General features: G+C 70.7%; 16 protein-coding genes. 6 read left to right on the top strand and 10 right to left on the bottom strand.

Annotated elements, in window-relative coordinates:
- Window positions 1-68 precede the first annotated feature (68 nt).
- Window positions 69-1,337: an AMP-binding enzyme gene (locus A1QA_RS14530; RefSeq protein ID WP_017178962.1), complete on the bottom strand. Its 1,269-nt coding sequence runs from the start codon at window positions 1,335-1,337 to the stop codon at window positions 69-71.
- 78 nt (window positions 1,338-1,415) lie between these two features.
- On the opposite strand from A1QA_RS14530, the gene A1QA_RS0111015 reads away from it, so the two are divergent.
- Window positions 1,416-1,790 carry a PLD nuclease N-terminal domain-containing protein gene (locus A1QA_RS0111015; protein WP_017178961.1) on the top strand — a complete coding sequence of 125 codons (375 nt, stop codon included), beginning with the start codon at window positions 1,416-1,418 and terminating at the stop codon, window positions 1,788-1,790.
- Window positions 1,791-1,982: 192 nt separating this feature from the next.
- On the opposite strand, the gene A1QA_RS0111010 is transcribed toward A1QA_RS0111015, so the two are convergent.
- From A1QA_RS0111010 to A1QA_RS14520, 4 genes are all read right to left on the bottom strand, one after another.
- Complete coding sequence (locus A1QA_RS0111010; RefSeq protein ID WP_017178960.1) at window positions 1,983-2,540, bottom strand: hypothetical protein; 558 nt, start codon at window positions 2,538-2,540, stop codon at window positions 1,983-1,985.
- A 275-nt stretch (window positions 2,541-2,815) separates the two neighbouring features.
- Complete coding sequence (locus A1QA_RS16045; protein WP_154652393.1) at window positions 2,816-3,601, bottom strand: DUF6318 family protein; 786 nt, start codon at window positions 3,599-3,601, stop codon at window positions 2,816-2,818.
- 237 nt (window positions 3,602-3,838) lie between these two features.
- The gene (locus A1QA_RS16570) at window positions 3,839-5,161 is read right to left on the bottom strand and encodes a hypothetical protein (protein WP_017178958.1); all 1,323 of its coding nucleotides are present in this window, start codon (window positions 5,159-5,161) and stop codon (window positions 3,839-3,841) included.
- On the bottom strand, window positions 5,158-5,832 hold the full coding sequence (locus A1QA_RS14520; protein WP_017178957.1) for a histidine phosphatase family protein: 675 nt from the start codon (window positions 5,830-5,832) through the stop codon (window positions 5,158-5,160). The genes A1QA_RS16570 and A1QA_RS14520 overlap by 4 nt, the downstream gene beginning before the upstream one ends.
- A gap of 85 nt (window positions 5,833-5,917) precedes the next feature.
- Here A1QA_RS14520 and dapD point away from each other — a divergent pair, with 85 nt between their 5' ends.
- The 3 genes from dapD (at window position 5,918) to A1QA_RS16825 (ending at window position 7,439) form a co-directional block, all read left to right on the top strand.
- Entirely contained in the window at window positions 5,918-6,898 is a 981-nt protein-coding gene (gene dapD / locus A1QA_RS0110990; RefSeq protein WP_017178956.1) for a 2,3,4,5-tetrahydropyridine-2,6-dicarboxylate N-succinyltransferase, read from the top strand.
- A 79-nt stretch (window positions 6,899-6,977) separates the two neighbouring features.
- On the top strand, window positions 6,978-7,283 hold the full coding sequence (locus tag A1QA_RS0110985) for a nucleotidyltransferase family protein (RefSeq protein ID WP_017178955.1): 306 nt from the start codon (window positions 6,978-6,980) through the stop codon (window positions 7,281-7,283).
- A gap of 48 nt (window positions 7,284-7,331) precedes the next feature.
- Complete coding sequence (locus A1QA_RS16825) at window positions 7,332-7,439, top strand: HepT-like ribonuclease domain-containing protein (RefSeq protein WP_017178954.1); 108 nt, start codon at window positions 7,332-7,334, stop codon at window positions 7,437-7,439.
- 54 nt (window positions 7,440-7,493) lie between these two features.
- Here the strand turns inward: A1QA_RS16825 and A1QA_RS14515 are convergent, their stop codons facing one another.
- Complete coding sequence (locus A1QA_RS14515) at window positions 7,494-8,915, bottom strand: citrate synthase (RefSeq protein WP_017178953.1); 1,422 nt, start codon at window positions 8,913-8,915, stop codon at window positions 7,494-7,496.
- A 114-nt stretch (window positions 8,916-9,029) separates the two neighbouring features.
- Window positions 9,030-10,235, bottom strand: coding sequence for a succinyldiaminopimelate transaminase (gene dapC, locus A1QA_RS0110970; RefSeq protein WP_017178952.1), 1,206 nt, complete (start codon window positions 10,233-10,235; stop codon window positions 9,030-9,032).
- 167 nt (window positions 10,236-10,402) lie between these two features.
- On the opposite strand from dapC, the gene A1QA_RS14510 reads away from it, so the two are divergent.
- Window positions 10,403-10,867, top strand: a complete 465-nt coding sequence (locus A1QA_RS14510; RefSeq protein ID WP_017178951.1) for a helix-turn-helix domain-containing protein — start codon at window positions 10,403-10,405, stop codon at window positions 10,865-10,867.
- Here A1QA_RS14510 and A1QA_RS14505 read toward each other — a convergent pair.
- Together A1QA_RS14505 and fdxA are read right to left on the bottom strand one after the other, a co-directional pair.
- Window positions 10,833-11,627 (bottom strand): DUF3039 domain-containing protein, encoded by a 795-nt coding sequence (locus A1QA_RS14505; RefSeq protein WP_017178950.1) that lies wholly within the window; start codon window positions 11,625-11,627, stop codon window positions 10,833-10,835. The genes A1QA_RS14510 and A1QA_RS14505 overlap by 35 nt on opposite strands.
- 312 nt (window positions 11,628-11,939) lie before the next feature.
- Complete coding sequence (gene fdxA / locus A1QA_RS0110955; protein ID WP_017178949.1) at window positions 11,940-12,293, bottom strand: ferredoxin; 354 nt, start codon at window positions 12,291-12,293, stop codon at window positions 11,940-11,942.
- Between the two features lie 291 nt (window positions 12,294-12,584).
- Here fdxA and A1QA_RS0110950 point away from each other — a divergent pair, with 291 nt between their 5' ends.
- Window positions 12,585-12,782 carry a hypothetical protein gene (locus tag A1QA_RS0110950; protein ID WP_154652392.1) on the top strand — a complete coding sequence of 66 codons (198 nt, stop codon included), beginning with the start codon at window positions 12,585-12,587 and terminating at the stop codon, window positions 12,780-12,782.
- A gap of 156 nt (window positions 12,783-12,938) precedes the next feature.
- On the opposite strand, the gene A1QA_RS15105 is transcribed toward A1QA_RS0110950, so the two are convergent.
- Entirely contained in the window at window positions 12,939-16,139 is a 3,201-nt protein-coding gene (locus A1QA_RS15105) for a VanW family protein (RefSeq protein WP_017178947.1), read from the bottom strand.
- Between the last annotated feature and the right edge of the window lie 8 nt (window positions 16,140-16,147).

The raw sequence follows: 16,147 nt of genomic DNA, 5'->3' as shown, positions 1-16,147 counted from the left end.
GTAACGGCGAGGCGGCGCGCGCTCCATGGAGGGCGTCCCGGGGCGCCAGGGGGAGGCCGGCCCGCCGGCTAGAGCGGCTCCCCCCTGAGAAGATCCCGCACGGCCCTGCGGTCGGGTTTGCCGGGGCCGCGCAGGGGCAGCTCGGGCACGACCACGACGCGCTTAGGGGCCTTGGCCCCCGGGAGAGCGGCGCGGGCGGCCGCGCGCAGGGCCTCGGCGTCCAGCCCGGCGCCCTCGGTGGGCGCGGGGACGACGGCAGCCGCCACGGCGCTCCCCCACTGGGCGTCGGGAACGCCGACGACGCAGGCCTCCCCGACTCCCGGCAGGGCGGCGAGAGCCGCCTCGACCTCGCGGGGGTCCACTTTGATGCCGCCAGTGATGATGACGTCGTCGAGCCGGCCGAGGACCATGAGGCGGCCGTCCGCGCCAAGGCGCCCGCGATCGGAGGTGAGCAGGAGGGGTGATCCGTCGCGGGTGATGAAGCGCGACGAGGCGGGCGCGCCGGGCTCGGGCGGGGCGGGGGCGGCGCGGTGGGCGTATCCGAGGGCGAGGACCGGCCCGGCCAGGGCGATGCGGCCGGCGCCGTCGGCGTCCGGGTCCTCGATAGTGGCGGTGACGCCGTCGAGGGGGACGCCGTCGTAGACGCAGCCGCCGCCGGTCTCGCTCATCCCGTAGGTGGTGATGACCGGGATGCCGGCGCTGCGGGCGCGGTCGAGCAGGGAGGGGACGGCGGCGGCCCCGCCGAGAAGGACGGCGCTGGTGCGGGCCAGGAGGTGGACGCAGGCGGGGTCGGCCAGCGCCCGCAGGAGCTGGGTGGGCACGAGCGAGAGGTAGACGGGGCCGCTGCTGGCGGCGAGCGCGCGGGTGAGGCCGGCGGTGAGGGCGGCGGTGGTGAATCCGCTGGTGGTATCGACGACGACGGGCTCGGTCCCCGCCACGAGGGAGCGCACGAGGATCTGGAGCCCGGCGACGTGGTGCGCGGGGAGCGCGAGGACCCAGGTGCCGGGGCCGGACAGCCGGTCGTGGGTGGCGCGGGCGGAGGCGGCGAGCGCGGTGGCGCGCATGGCGATGAGGCTGCCGGTGCCGGTGGTGGAGCCGGAGGTGCGCAGGAGGAGGTCGGCCAGCGACGCGGGGCCGTCGGGGTCGAGGCGGCGCTCGAGGTCGGCGAGGACGCGGGATTCGTCCTCCTGGGGGGAGATGGGGACGAGCGGCGGGTGGGGAGCGCTGGTCGTGGCGCCGCCCAGGTGGAGCAGGGGGGCGAGGGCGGCGCGGAGGACGGCGACGTCGTCGGGACTGGTTCCGCCGCGCAGGAGGAGGGGGGCGGGGCGCGTGCTCACGGGGGCATCCTCGCACCGCCTGTGCTGTGGGACGGCCCGGGTCTGCCCTCCGTCGGCGACTCGGATAGGGTTAGAGCCGTGCGCGCCGTCTTCATCGTCCTCCTCATCGCCCTGGCGATCTACTCGGTGCTCGATTGCGCCCGCACCCCGGGCGAAGACCTGCCCGCGCGGCTCCCGAAGCCCATGTGGATCCTCATCATCCTCGCGCTCACCGGCGTGGGGCCGATCGCGTGGATCATCACCTCGCGGGTGAAGGTGGCCGAGGAGCGCGGGGGCGTCGTGGAGCCGAACCTGTGGTCCTCGCGCGAGGGCGTCGAGTTCCGCCGCCCGGAGAAGCAGCGGCCGCTGGGCCCGGATGACGACCCGGAGTTCCTGCGGAACCTGGAGCGCGATATCCGCCGTCGCCGCAATGAGGGCCCCGACGGGGACTCCCCCTCCCCCGACGCCCCCTGACACCCCATAGCCCCTCCCTATATGCGAGACCGGGCGATCAGCACGGCGAAACCGGGCGATCAGCACGGCGAGATTCTGTTCTTGTGGGCGGTTAGGCGTGATCGGGGCGCGCGGTTCGAATAGGGTGCGTCTTCATGACAAGACCGGTCGAAATGAGAAGCGAGGCCGGTTCGGTGTGGTGTGTGGTGGGGGTTAGTGGCCTTGGTGTTCTTCTGCGTCGTCGGACAGGTAGGGGATGAGTCGGCGGATGTTGAAGGGTGGGGCGGATTGGGTGGTGGTGACGTAGCCGTCGACGGGTTGCCAGTCGGCGGCGCCGGAAGGCTTGAAGCGTGCGGTCCAGGTGGTGGTCAGTGAGACGACGACGTTGTCGGCTGTGGCGGCGTACAGGTGGGTGACGCTCTGGTTGGGGTAGGGCTGGCCGGCATCGGTGGTGGAGAAGGTGGTTCCATCTCCCCAGTTCCAGGTGTAGGTGGCGGGGGTGACCTCGACGTCAACACTCGTGCCGCCGACGCTGGTGGTCAGTGTTCTGGTGGTGGGGTTGGTGTAGGCGATCAGCGGCATGTGGAGCAGGACGGTGCCGCCGGGCGGCTGGATGAAGACGCCGGAGCCGTCGACGATGAGGGTGGCCACGTCGTGGGAGGTGAGCACGATGGGCGCGGGGGCCGGGGCGGCGGGAGCTGGGTCCGCTGGGGTGTCGTCGCTCTGCAGGGTGCAGTGCCCCGTTTTGTTGAGATCGCTGATCTCCTCCACCCAGCAGTTCCAGTGTCCTCCGGTTGGGCTGTCTTGAGGCGATGCCGCTGACACTGCGGGAGCGCCAGATGAGCCGACCGCAGCGTTTCCAGAACCCGCTGGCGGAGCGGAATTTTGAACCGGCACTTCCTCGTATGTCAAGGACTCTGCGGCAACCATGTTGCCGTGGCCGTGGGCTTCGAAATACTGCTGATCATCGGTTCCCACACCTTGGGTGGCTGGCATTGTCTGGGCGACGAGTAGTGCCATTGCGCAATATGCAATCGTCAAAGCGGTCATGACTCCACTCCTGTTTCGCCAATATGCCACGAACCGTCATAGTATCGCAAGGCGACAAATATTGTTTCCTGCTTGGTGTTGTGCCGCACTTGATCCCCCGCCCCGTTAACTGTAATGGAATCACCAACTTGCACTTTTACTCTAACTCCATCATAGTCTTTCCCATTTGCTTTGGGGATATAGTCGATACTTTGAATATCGAGTTCCCAAGGGTTGGCCCATCCGCCTTCCTGGTGGAGCTTGGTGGCATCGTTGGCTGCCGATGAGCAGAACGTGCACCTGTCTTCGCTCATGGCGGCGAGGTCGGTGGTGTCGCCGGTGATGAAGGCGTAGCGGTAGAGTTGGAGGAAGTAAAAGGCGGCGGTGACGGCGCCTTCTTCGGTGTTCTCACTGGCCTCCGGCGGTATGACTGGTTTGGGCTCGGCCAGTGCGCTGGCGCGTTGAGCCTGTAGCTCTGGGCTGAGGGACGGCGATGCGCTTGCGGCGGGGGTTGCTGAAGCATCTGCGCTGGCGTCGGGGGTGGAGAAGAAGCGTGTGGGCAGGGTTCCAGTGACTTCGGTCGGGGGCGCGTCTTTGGCGCAGGCGGTCAGCAGTGTCAGGCTGGCGGCGCAGCAGGCGGTCAGGATGAGGGCGATTGGGTGGGCCCAGCGCCCGCCCGCCGCTGTCGCGAGGTGCCTGCGCGGTCGGCGCCGACGGGGCGGTTGTGTACCGGGGCCAGGGGGTCGTCGAGATCCTGTGGCGCCAAAGGCGCGGGCGGGGGTGCGGGGAAGCGTGGGGGCCATGGGTCTGGGGCCTTCCAAGCAGGAAGCGAGCGGGCGGATATGGACCAGGGGATGGATCCGAGGCCCCAGGTCGGCCCCAGTGACGGCGGCCTCGCCGTCGGCCCCCACCTTAGGGCCCGCCCGGCCCGCGCGCCAGGCCCTCTCGCAGATCTGTGGATAACCCGCCAACACCGCCCCGACCAGCGCCGGCCTGTGGAAAACCGCCCGGTTTCGCCGTGCTGTTCGCCCGGTCTCGCTTCAGGGGAGGGAGGGCGGATCCGGGTTCGGGGTGAATCGGGGCCAAGTGGAGGTGTCCACCGGATAGCCATTCGCCGCCGCGTGATCCAGCCAGCCCTGGGGCAGCCACGTGCGGCCCACCACCTGAGGGTGCTCGGGCATGTACAGGACCGACCACAGCACGAGGACGAGCTCGGCCCACTGGCCGCGCAGCTTCCAGCGCGCGGTGCCCTTGGCGTTGCTCGCCGCCATGACGATCTCTCCCGGGCCCGTGGAGGCCACCTCCTGCACCTCGTGGTACCCCACCGGCATGATGCCCTCGCCCGTGCCGATGTAGATCCCGTGCGTGGACACGGTCAGCCGGGCATTGGCCAGGTGCCGCCATTTCTCGACGGCGTCCGCGGCGGCGGCGCGTCGCCGCTTCTTGTTGACGACGGCCTGCCCGCTGAAGAACGCGGCGGTCAGGGCCAGGCCCACCGGCCCTCCCGCGAGGAAGAATCCCCGGGAGGGGTTGTAGGTGGCGTCGCCGCGCCGCCACATGAGCAGCTCGGCGTCACAGCTGGCCAGCATGCACTCCCCCGAGCCGAAGGAGCTGCGCACGGGATCGATGATCGGCGAGACGGGGTTGGGTCGGCGCCCGGCGCGCGCGGCGGTGAGGACTGCGGCGGTGTTCCACCACACGAAGTCCTGCCCGGTCCAACTCGGCTGGGCAGCGGCCCGCTCCGCCGCGAGGCGCTCGGCCTCGGCCTGCGCCTCGCGGGCGTCGACGATGTCGAAGATCTCCCGGACCTTGATGGTGACGACCTCGTCGTTCTTCGACGACGCCCGGCGGATGAGCCCCTTCTTCGGCTCGGCCACCGGCGCGACGGCGTCGGGGGCCTCCTGCGCGGTGGCGGGGCTGCTCGGACTCGCCGGGCCCGCTGGGCTCCCGGGGGAGACAGGGCTCCCCGCGCTCACCGGCCGGAACGACGGCGGCGCCGCATCCGGGCTGCCAGCGCTTGCGGCACTGACGATGCTTGCGGCGCTGACAGTGCTCGCCCCGCCTGCCGTGCCTTCCGCGCCACCCGCGGCGGTCTCGCTCTCCTCAGCGCCGCCATGCTCCTCGGGGTGCTCTGCGTCCCCGGGGCTCTCGACGTCGTTCGCGTCCTCGGCGCTCTCAGCACTCGCAGCGCTCCCAGGTGCCTCGGGACTCTCGCCGCTCGGCGCGGAGTCGCCACTCGCGGCGCTCCCAGCGCTGGTGGCCCCCGCCTCGGCGGCGGCTTCCCGGCGCGCCTCGGCGCCCTCCTCGAGCGCGCCCTCCGCCCGCTTCTCCGGCTTCTCCTCCTGCTTCTTGTCCGAGGTCACGCTGCTCCCTTCTCACTCGCGGCGGAGGTCCCGGGAACCATGTCCTCGGCCACGCGCAGCAGCTCGCCAGCGGGCTCCCAGTAGTCCACGCCCACGAGCGTCCCGCCGTCGAAGGTGAGGGACGTCAGGGAGGCGAGCGCGCACTGGCGGTGCCGGGGGTCGTGCGCCAGGGGGCGGCCCTCCACCCAGAGCCGCGTGGCCCACACGGGCAACTGGTGGGAGACGAGCAGCGCCTCGCGGCCGCGCGCGACGGGCAGCGCGGAGCGGATGGCGCCGCTCATGCGGGCCACGAGCTCGGTGTAGGGCTCACCCCAGGAGGGGCGCAAGGGATTGGTGTAGTAGGGCCAGTGGCGCGGGTGGGCCAGGACCCAGCGGTTCCGATTGACGGCGACGCCCTCGAAATGGTTGCCAGCCTCGATGAGGCGCTCATCCGTCGTCGCCTCCAGCCCGTAGGCCCGCGCGGTGGGCGCGCCGGTCTCGATGGCGCGCTCCAGGGGGGAGGTGATGACGGCGGCGATGTCGTGATCGGTGGAGCGCAGGACCTCGGCGACGCGCGCCGCCATGCGCTGGCCGAGCTCGGAGAGGTGGTACCCGGGCATGCGCCCATAGAGGACCGCCTCGGGGTTGTGGACCTCGCCGTGGCGCATGAGGTGGATCGTGGTGCGCTCCATGGATGCGATTGTGCCACCCAGGTGGGCCCGGCCCGGATACCGGGAGAGTCGAGCCGTGTCGGCACTCCTCCCGTAGGCTGGGGCCATGACAACGCGAAGCGCCTGGGGCCTCGGCCTGGCCACCGTCACCGACGACGGCTCCACCCTCGACGTCTGGTACCCGCAGCCGATCCTCGGCGAGGAGCCGGCCGACGGCCACGCCGACCTGCTGGCCACGCTCACCGCGATGGAGACGAAGGACGAGGCGCGCGGCGTTCACACCACGGTGGTGCGCACCTGGGCGGATCTCGACGATGCCCCGCAGACGGTCGCCGGCGCGTACCTGCGCCTCCACGTGCTCTCGCATCATCTGGCCAAGCCCAACACGGTGAATCTGGACGGCATCTTCTCCCGCCTGCCCACCGTGGTGTGGACGGGGGCCGGGCCCTGCGCCGCGGAGGGCTTCGAGGAGACGCGCATGCGCCTGCGCCGGGCCCTGGGCCGCCCGGTCCACGTGCATTCGGTGGACAAGTTCCCGCAGATGGCGGACTACGTGGTCCCCAAGGGCGTGAGGATCGCCGACGGCGCCCGCGTGCGCCTGGGCGCCTACCTGTCCGAGGGGACGTCGGTCCTGGCGTCGGGCTTCGTCAACTACAACGCGGGCACCCTGGGCCGCTCGGTGGTGGAGGGGCGCGTCTCGCAGGGCGTCATCATCGGCGACGGCTCCGACATCGGCGGCGGCGCCTCCACGATGGGGATGCTCTCCGACGGCGGCCTGCGGCGCGTGAGCATCGGCGAGCGCTGCCTGCTGGGGGCCAACTCGGGCCTGGGCATCCCCCTGGGCGACGATTGCGTGGTGGAGGCCGGGCTGTACATCACGGCGGGCACGAGGGTGTCGGTCATGCCGTCCGGCGGCGTCGTCCCCGGCGGGCACGGCCTGTTCCAGGAGCCGCGCGTGGTGCCGGCGCATGAGCTCGCAGGCGCCTCGAACGTCCTGTTCCGCCGCAACTCGCAGTCGGGGGCGGTCGAGGCCCTCCCCCGGGGCGGGAAGAGCATCGAGTTCGACGCCGCGCCGCGCCGCGACTGAGCGGGAGCCGAGCTCCCTGCCGGGGACTTGAGCTCAGCCCTGCCTGGTCTCGTGCCACACGAGATGAGATGATGCGGGAATGAGCCCCCTCCTAGCACTGGATCGCGAGGCGATCACACGCGCCTGCGAGCATCACGGCGTCGCTCGCCTGCGTCTCTTCGGCTCGGCTCTGACCGATAGATTCGATCCGTCCCACAGCGACATCGACCTACTGGTCGACTACAAGCCCGACGCCGAGAGGACATTCCATGCATTCTTCTCACTGCGCAGCGACCTTGAAAGCAGTGTAGGAGCGCCCGTCGACTTGGTCGACGCGGAGCAACTGCGCAACCCGTATATCGCCCGCACAGTTCTGAGCACCGCCCAGGAGCTCTATGCTGCCTGACACACCGGCGCACCTCTGGGACGCCTTGCAAGCCGCACGACGAGGAACGTGATCGCGCATGGTTACGACTCGGTCGATCACAGACGCGTCTGGTCGATGCTCGAGCACGATATTCCGCCGCTGATCGAGGTTCTGGAGCACCTTCTACCCGAGTAACGCTATCTCAAGACGGCGCTCTCAAGAAGCCGCTCCCGCCACGTGGGCCCCGCCTCACACCTTGTTGACGTGGTCGAGCGCGCGCTCGCCAACCCGGGTGCCGGGGTAGACGGCGTCGGAGCGCTTGCGTCGGTGGATAGCGACGTAGTGGCGCTCGGTGGCGCCGGTGTAGACCTGGCGGGGGCGCCCGATGCGCTTGGCCGGGTCGGAGATCATCTCCCGGTACTGGGCGATCCACCCGGGCAGGCGCCCCAGGGCGAACAGCGGCGTGAACATCTTCGTGGGGAAACCCATCGCCTGGTAAATGAGGCCCGTGTAGAAGTCCACGTTGGGGTAGAGGCGGCGGGACACGAAGTAGTCGTCGCTCAGCGCCGTCTCCTCCAGCTCCATCGCGATCTGCAGCATCCGGTCCCCTGAGTCGCTGCCCAGGCGGGTGAGCACGTCATGCGCGGTGGCCTTGACGATGGCGGCGCGCGGGTCGTAGTTCTTGTAGACCCGGTGGCCGAAGCCCATGAGCCGCACGCCGTCCTCCTTGTTCTTGACCTTGCGGACGAACTCGGCGGTGGTCATGCCGGAGGCCTGGATCGTGTCGAGCATGCGCAGGACGGCCTCGTTCGCGCCGCCGTGCAGCGGCCCGGACAGGGCGCCCACGCCCGCAGCCACGGAGGCGTACATATTGGCATCCGCCGAGCCGACGAGCCTCACCGTGGAGGTCGAGCAGTTCTGCTCGTGGTCGGCGTGGAGGATGAGGAGCATGTCCAGGGCCTTCACGATCGCGGGGTCGATCTCGTAGGCCTGGTAGGGCATCCCGAAGGTCAGGCGCAGGAAGTCCTCGACGTACCCGCACTTGGGGTCCGGGTAGACCAGGGGAAGGCCGATGGCGCGCCGGGCGATGTAGCTGATCATCGTCGGCATCTTGCTCAGCAGCAGGACGGTGGCGAGCTCGCGCTCGTAGGGGTCGTGCGGGTTGAGGGTGTCCTCGTAGTAGGTGGCCAGACCGGAGATGCCCGCCTGGAGGATCGCCATGGGGTGGCCCGAGGAGGGGAAGGCCGTGAAGAAGCTCCTGAAGTCCTCGTGGAGGAGGCGGTGGCGGGCGATGCGCCGCTCGAAGCGCTCGAAAGTCTCGGCGTCGGGCAGCTCGCCGTTGATGAGGAGGAACGCGACCTCCAGGAAGGAGGAGGACTTGGCGAGCTCCTCGATGGGGTAGCCGCAGTAGCGCAGGATGCCGGCGCCACCGTCGATATAGGTGATCTCGGAGGTGCACGACGCCGTGTTCGTGAAGCCCGGGTCGAGGGTGACCATGCCGGTGGACGCGAGGAGCTTGCCCACGCCCAGCCCATCGGAGCCCTCGGTGGCGTAGGCGCGGGGGAGCTCGAGGCGGCGGTCCTCGATGGTGAGGACGCCGACGGCGTCGCTGTCGTTGAGGGACTGCGGCTCGGCGGCGGCCGGGCCCATGGTGGGGCTGGTGTCGGTCATATCGGTCTCCTCACTGTTCGGCGCTCCGCGCGGGCGGGCGCCTCGAGCCGGTGGGCCTGGGTCCCCAGGGTCCGACTCACTGTAGCGATCGCGCCGTCACCTCCGCGTCACCTCTCAGGAGGCGAAGAGCTCGGCGGCGCGCGGCGAGCGCAGCCGCTCGCAGGCCGCCGCGACGCGCTCGTCGGTGTCGGTCAGGCTCATGCGCACGCGCCCGGCGCCGGCCTCGCCGTAGAAGTCACCGGGGGCGACGACGATCCCGAGCTCGGCGAAGGCGCCGACGAGCTCGTAGGCGCCCCGTGGCGCCGCGCCCTCGGGCAGGCCGAGCCACAGGTAGAGGCCCGCCACGGAGGCGGGGTCGCGCACGAGGCCGGCGGCCGCCGTCGCCCCGACGAGCGCCTCGCGGCGGGCGCGGTAGACATCCCGCTGCGCGGTGACGTGCTCGTCGTCGGCGAGGGCGGCGGTCATGGCGGCCTGGATCGGGGCGGGTGGGAGCATCCCGGTGTGCTTGCGGATCTCGGTGACGGCGCCGACGAGCGCGGGGTCCCCGGCGAGGAGGGCGGCGCGGTAGCCGGCGAGGTTGGACTGCTTGGACAGGGAGTAGAGGGCGAGCAGCCCGCTCAGGTCCCCTCCTGTGGCCCGGGGGTCGAGGAGGCTAGGAATCGGCTCGGTGTCCCAGGGGGCCTCCCAGCCGAGCTCGGCGTAGCACTCGTCGGAGGCGACGACGGCGCCGCGCTCGCGCGCCCAGGCGATGATCCGGGCGAGCTGGGCGACGTCGAGGACGTGGCCATCGGGGTTGCCGGGGCTGTTGAGCCAGATCATGACGATCGGATGCTCGGGGGTGCCCGCGCCGTCGGGGAGCTCCCAGGTAGCGGGGTCGGCGTCGGTGTCGACGGGGACGGGGGTGGCCCCGGCGATGCGGGCGCCGACGTCGTAGGTGGGGTAGGCGGCGCGGGGGTGGAGGACGAGGTCGCCGGGGCGCGCGCCGAGATGGAGGGGCAGGAGGGCGACGGACTCCTTGGAGCCGATCGTGGGGATGACGTGCGCGTCGGTCAGGCCGGTGACGCCGCGGCGGCGGGCGGCCCAGTCGATGATGGCGGCGCGCAGGGCGGGGGTGCCGACGGCGGCGGGGTAGCCGGGGGCGTTGGAGGCCGCTGCCAGGGCCTCGCGGGCGATCGCGGGGGTGTCGTCCACGGGGGTGCCCACGGCGAGGTCGACGACGCCGCCGGGGTGCTCGGCGGCGCGCGCCCGGTAGGGGGCGAGCGTGTCCCAGGGGAAGTCCGGGAGGGCGAGGGGACGCGGGAGGGCAGGCGAGGTGGTCACACGCGCATTGTCCCCCGTGAGGAGATGATCACTCGCATTTACATGTAATACAGATATCTCAGATGCTACAGTTACGACGTCAGCCGCCCTCTCCACGCGCCATCCGCCAGGCACGACACTCGCGCACCCCCTGGAACCACGCGCCCCATCACCAGCGAGGTGAACCCATGGCAGTCAAGACAGCATCCCTCATCACCGTCGAGGCCTCATCGCTCGACTCGCAGAGCCTTGAGGCACTCGCGCGCACCGCGCAGGGGCTCCCCCAGGACGACCCGTTGGCGATCCTGCTTGAGAACCTCATTGTGTCCCTCGAGAACGGTGCCGATGTCGCAGTTCTCCGCCTGGACCAGCCCCTGACGCCCACGCAGGCGGCCAAGGCACTGGGCATGAGCCGCCCGAGCGTCTACAAGCTCATGGACCGGGGACTCCTAGCCTTCCACTACGTTGGCAAGGATCGCCGCATCCCAACCCCCGAGGTCCTCGACTACATCAAGCGCCGCGAGGAGGCGAGCGCGCAGATGGCGTACGACCTCGCCCACAAGGAGGAGATGCTCCAGGCCGCCGTGAACGAGGAGGCTCCGCTTTCCCCGCAGGCCCTCAAGGACCTAGAGGATCTTGAACCATCTTCGTAAGATGATCTAGAACTTCCCGGGCAACAGGCAGGCGGCGTTCGCAGTCGGGGCAGATCGGCAGCCCCGATTCCTCGCCGCATTTCCGCACGAACCACCTACCGCACAACGCCCTGAGCGCAGAGCCCTCGTAGACGCTCTCCGCTATGAGGCCCTTTCTCACGTAGTGCACATGGGTGGGAGCCTTGAGAACCTCCAACCTACCAGCCACATCACAGTCGACCCTCTCCGAGGCCGCGAGTGCCACCAGACGGCTATATGGCACCTCGATGTAAAAAGCGAGGCCTCGACCGTCCGGCGTGACAACCGAATCGACTCTCCCTTCGCCAAGCCACTGGAGGAACTCCTCCAGGGATGTGCGCACAAGAGGATCTTCACGGAACCCGACTGTCATCAAGACCTCGACCAGTGCGTCATGCTCGTGCGCCTGTTCCCACGCGACGTCCGACGCCTCCCCAGGCACGATGATCGCTTCGATCGGTATACGGCGAGGAGACTCAGCAGAGGCCGTCTGAACACTGGAAAGCACGGGTTGATCCGGTGTCCGCGAAGCCTGGACCAACACGTCGACGAACTGCTCCACCATGACTCGCCGGACCTCGCGCAGGCGACGGCGCTCCAGGTCCTGCGCAAGCACGTCGCGGTCGAGTCTCCTGGGCATCCACGCCTCAGCGGTGGACGCCTTGAGAACGCCGGCGACCGTTGAATGGAACTTGTCATGCTGATCGACGTGGACAATCCAGCCCACGTCGCCTTCCAGCACGAGGGCTCCTCGCCAGGCGGCTCCTCCAGACATACGGATCTCCCAGACCCGCCTGCCCGCCGATTGAGTGGCTTGGCGATGAGTCGTCCCACAACCGCCGGAGTCGAGGATCCTCCGCGCGTCATCGAGAAGCGGGTGCTGCAGTCCATCAAGGCCCGTGTTCACCAAAGAACGCAGATCGTGCCGCTCAGCTCTTCAGGAACTCTGCCACTGAACGACCCAAGGTCCAGCGACCTGAGCACGCGGAAGGTGAATCGAACATCCATGGCAGCCCTTCCCTACGCCGCGGTCCCGCCGCTCCGACGAGTGCGCTCAGTCGAGGCCGTGCTCGGCGCGGTACTCCTCGTTCTGCGGGGGCAGAGCGGCGATCATGGGGTCGTCGTAGTCCAGGGCGCCGGTCTTCTGGGCGCCGCCGGGCGAGCCGAGGCCGCGCAACTCGAAGAAGTCGATGTTGGCGCGGGTGTAGTCCGCCCATTCCTCGGGGACGTCGTCCTCGTAGAAGATCGCCTCCGTGGGGCACACGGGCTCGCAGGCGCCGCAGTCCACGCACTCGTCGGCGTTGATGTACAGGCTCCGCTCGCCCTCGTAGATGCAGTCCACCGGACACTCGTCAACGCAGGCGCGATCCTTGACATCCACGCACGGCTGGGCGATGACGTATGTCATGGCAGGGTTCCTCTCGGCTAGGGCCCGGCGCCGATCCTCGGCGGCGTCCGATCAAGGGCAAGTATTCCCCCGCCAGGCCCAAATCCCCAACACGGCCCGACAGTGGCGGCTGGCACGCCCATTCGACCCGGCTAACCGGCGTCGAGCCCACTCGCCAGGCTAGGCTGAGTGGCGCGGACAGTAGCAGCTCCGATCATCAAGGAGGCTGATCGTGATCGAGCCACAGCGGCATGTTCTCGCCGCCATCCTGCGGCAGCGATGCGTTCAGGAGCCCGGAACGGAGTGCCGATGATGCGGCCGGATCGAGTCCGGGGCCCGCAGGCGCTGTTGGCGATCGTCGGCTGCGGCGTCGCGACCCTCGTCATTGTCGCCGCGGCGGTCTATCTCTTCAGGCCCTCGGCCACGGGGCTCACCGCGATCATCGTGGTGGCCTGCGCGCTGTCAGCGGCGGTCGGGGTGCGCATCGCGCGGTCCTCGCGGCGGGGCTGAGGACTCCCCGGAGGCCTGATGCGGTGCCGGGCACTCGCGCCCGCGCGCTCCCGGCCCACATCCACCGCCTCGTCGCGCTGCGGGCGCGGCCTGGCCAGTCCCGGCCAGTCTGGGCTAGTCCTTCTGCCCTAGATCGCCCCCGGCGCCGGGGGCGATCTAGGCCGCCGTCGTCGACTGGGGAGCGGGCGCCGGGGCGGGCGCGGGAGCGGCGTCCTGCGGCTGGGGCGCCGCGGGGGCGGCGTCGGGCGTGGACGCCTGAGGAGAGCCCGCGGAGTCCGGCGCCGAGGATGATCCGCCCGAGGGCGCCTGCTGGCCCTGCGCGCTCGTCTGGGACGACCCGCCCGGGCTCTGGGCCTGCCCTGACTGCGCCGCGGAGGCCTGGGCCTGCCCGCCACCCCCGCCGGAACAGGTCACGGCGTTGTCCGGGCCATAAGTGGTGTGGAGGACGTCCTCGGTGGCGGTGCCGTCCGGGGCCTTGCGGTTCCGGGTCACCGTGATGGAGAAGCCGCCCTCTCCCCCACCGTAGGGCTCGCAGCCGGGCCCGGAGCGGTTGGTGGTGCCGATGGGCGTGTAGCCCTCCTTCTCACCGGAGACGATCGAGACGTCGTAGTAGTGCGTGGACCACAGGCGCACATGCACCTGGTCGTCAGCCACCCACGCCTGGATAAGCGCGGGATAGGGGGTCGAGTTGGCGAACTTGACGTCCAGCTCCTCACCCTCCCCATTCTCCGGGGACCACAGAGTCGCCTCACGACCGGCCGGGTAGCGCTCGAACCAGTAGGAGTGCGGGTGGTGCTCGACGTCGTCCATCCCCGCCTCATAGCTGGCGTTGAAGACGGTGGTGCCGATCTGGGACAGGCCGCCGCCGAAGGCATTGGTGTGGACCCCGTTGAGGATGACTCCCGAGTAGGTGAAGCCGTGGGCGGCATCCACAGGTTCCAGGGCGTCATTCGTGGAGAAGGTGGCGCCCGGCATGATGATCTCGCCATTGATCGCGGCGGCCCCGGCGGTGAGGTTCTGGGTGCGCGCGGCGTCCTCGTAGAAGGGGGTCGAGTACTCGCCGACGACCTCCTTGATCCCCCAGTCGGCCTGCGCGGTGGTGGACGACGGCGCGGAGGCGGTCATCGGGAGGGTGACCGTGCGCTGGGAGGCGTCCGTCTGGGCACTGCCGGTGGTGATGATCTCCGTGGACAGCGCGGCGGTGTCGATGGTCAGGCCGTCAACGGGGGCCACGTACTGGGGGGTGGCGTCGGCGTGTCCCTCGATGGTCCATCCGGATTCGACGGCGGCCCTCTCGATCTGGGACCCCATCGCCCCGGTGACCGCCTGCCGCAGAGCCTCGGGGTCGACGGTGGCGGACAGCTCACCCGTCTCGGAGCTGATGCGCAGCATCGGCGCGAGCTGCTGGGGGCTCAGAGTGAGGGTGCCGTTGGCCGGCGCGGCCGTCGTCGCCCCATCGGCGGTGATCGTCACGGGGGCGGACAGGACCGGTGTGATGACGGTGTCGGCGTAGGCCTGGGCCTCGTCGTCGGTGACGGCGGGGCGGGTGGTGCCCTCGGCGAGGGTGATGCTGGACGAGTCCAGGGGCCAGTCGGAGGACAGGCCGTCCACGGAGGCCTCGACGTCGACGCCGGCGCCCGCGTGGCTCGGCGAGACGACGGGCTTGGTGCCCTGCAGGGAGATCTCGGCGTTGACAGTGCCCGAGGAGAGCTCGCCCAGGTGGCTGTTGAGGCTCCGGGTGAGGGCGGCCGAGTCCACCGAGGTGGTGGCGGGAACCGAGTCGCCGCCAAAGCGGTCGATGATGGTGAGCGGGTTGAGGGTGAAGCCCGTGAGGCGGCCGACGCTGGCCTTGGCATCCACGCTCACGCCGGAGTCCGCGGGCGTGATCTGAGCGGACTTATCGCCAGCGGTCACCGTGACCGGCTGCGCCAGACTCGTCGCGAAGGACTGCTCGACGGCGCTCCTCGCCTCCGAGGGGCTCATCCCGCCGACGCTCACGCCGCCGACGGTCGAGTCATCGGCGAGGGCCTGGGTGGTCCAGATGGCCGAGCCGAGCCACACGACGGCGACGGCGGCCGCCGCGGCGATCATGAGGTGGCGGGGGTTGTGGAGGGAGCCCTTGGCCAGGGCGAGGAGAGCGGCGGCGCGGCTGGTCCCCTCAGCCGCGTCAGCGCGATCGGCGGCCTCCGCCCCGTCATCCGCGCCAGCCTCGGAGCCGGGCTCCTCGGAGGCGATCTCCGGGGTGGCGGTCTCGGGGAGCGTGAGGCTCGGAGCCGCGGCGGCTGCGGCGGCCGCGGCGGCGCCAGCGGCCACTGCCACAGCGGCCCCGACAGCGGCAGGGCCGACAGCGGCGGGCTCGGTAGCGTCAGAGTCCGCGGCGGTCTCGTCGGCGGGCTCCTCATCTGCGGCCTCGGCCTCGGCCTCAGCTGGCTGCTCCGCGGCAGGAGCGTGAGAGGGCTCGGCGCTGGTAGGCGCGGCCTCCTCCTCGGCGGGCTCGGTGTCAGCGACAGCCTCATCCTCGGAGGTCGCAGCGGCGTCCTCCGCACCATGGGCAGAGGCCTCTGCGTCGTCGGCGTCCCCTGTCGGCTCCTCCGGCTCATCCGCGCCGTCGGCATCGGCGGATTCAGGCTCGGCAGCGACGACGTCATCGAGGGTGTCGGCCTCGTCGTCGGCGGACTCGGCCTCATCCTCGGCGGCGCCGTCCTCCTCGGCCTCGTCAGGCGCGTCCTCCGGGGTGTCGGCGGAGGCGTACGCGCGGAAGGCCCGCTCGGCGGCGGTGATGACGCCCAGGGCGGCGGCCGCGACGGCGGCGTTGGAGACCACGGGCAGGACCACAGCATCATCGCTCTGACCAGCAGGAGTCTCCTCAACCTGCTCAGCCGCGTCATCGCCGCCCTCGGCCGGCGCGCCCTCGGGCTCGCGCTCCGCGCCGTCGGCGGACTCGGCGCCATCAGCGTCCTCAGCCCCGCCGTCGTCGGCTGCCTCGGGCTCGGCGCTCTCCACCGCGGTCTCGGGAGCGGCCTCCGGGAGGGGGACGCCGATCCGGTCGGCCGCGGTGGCGATGGCAAGGGCTCTCGCCGCGATGGCGGCGTCCTCGGGCAACTCGAAGTCGGGGATCGTGTCCTCGACCTCGTCGTGATCGTCGTCGGCGGGCTCGGCCTCGGCGGCGCGATCGGCTCCGTCAGCCCCAGCCTCGTCCGTATCGACGGCGTCGGGCGCCCCGTCCACCTCGGGCGCGCCCTCGGCGGGGCCGGCGCCGTCGGCCATCGTCTCGACCTCGGCCTCCTCCGCGGCGTGGTCGGGGGTGGCGGCGTGCAGGGCCTCCAGCGCGGCAGTGGCCTCGTCAGGGCTGGTCACAGCATCAT

This window comes from Actinomyces timonensis DSM 23838, from assembly GCF_000295095.1.
Lineage (GTDB): Bacteria > Actinomycetota > Actinomycetes > Actinomycetales > Actinomycetaceae > Actinomyces > Actinomyces timonensis.
This window is presented reverse-complemented; position numbering and strand designations above follow the sequence as displayed.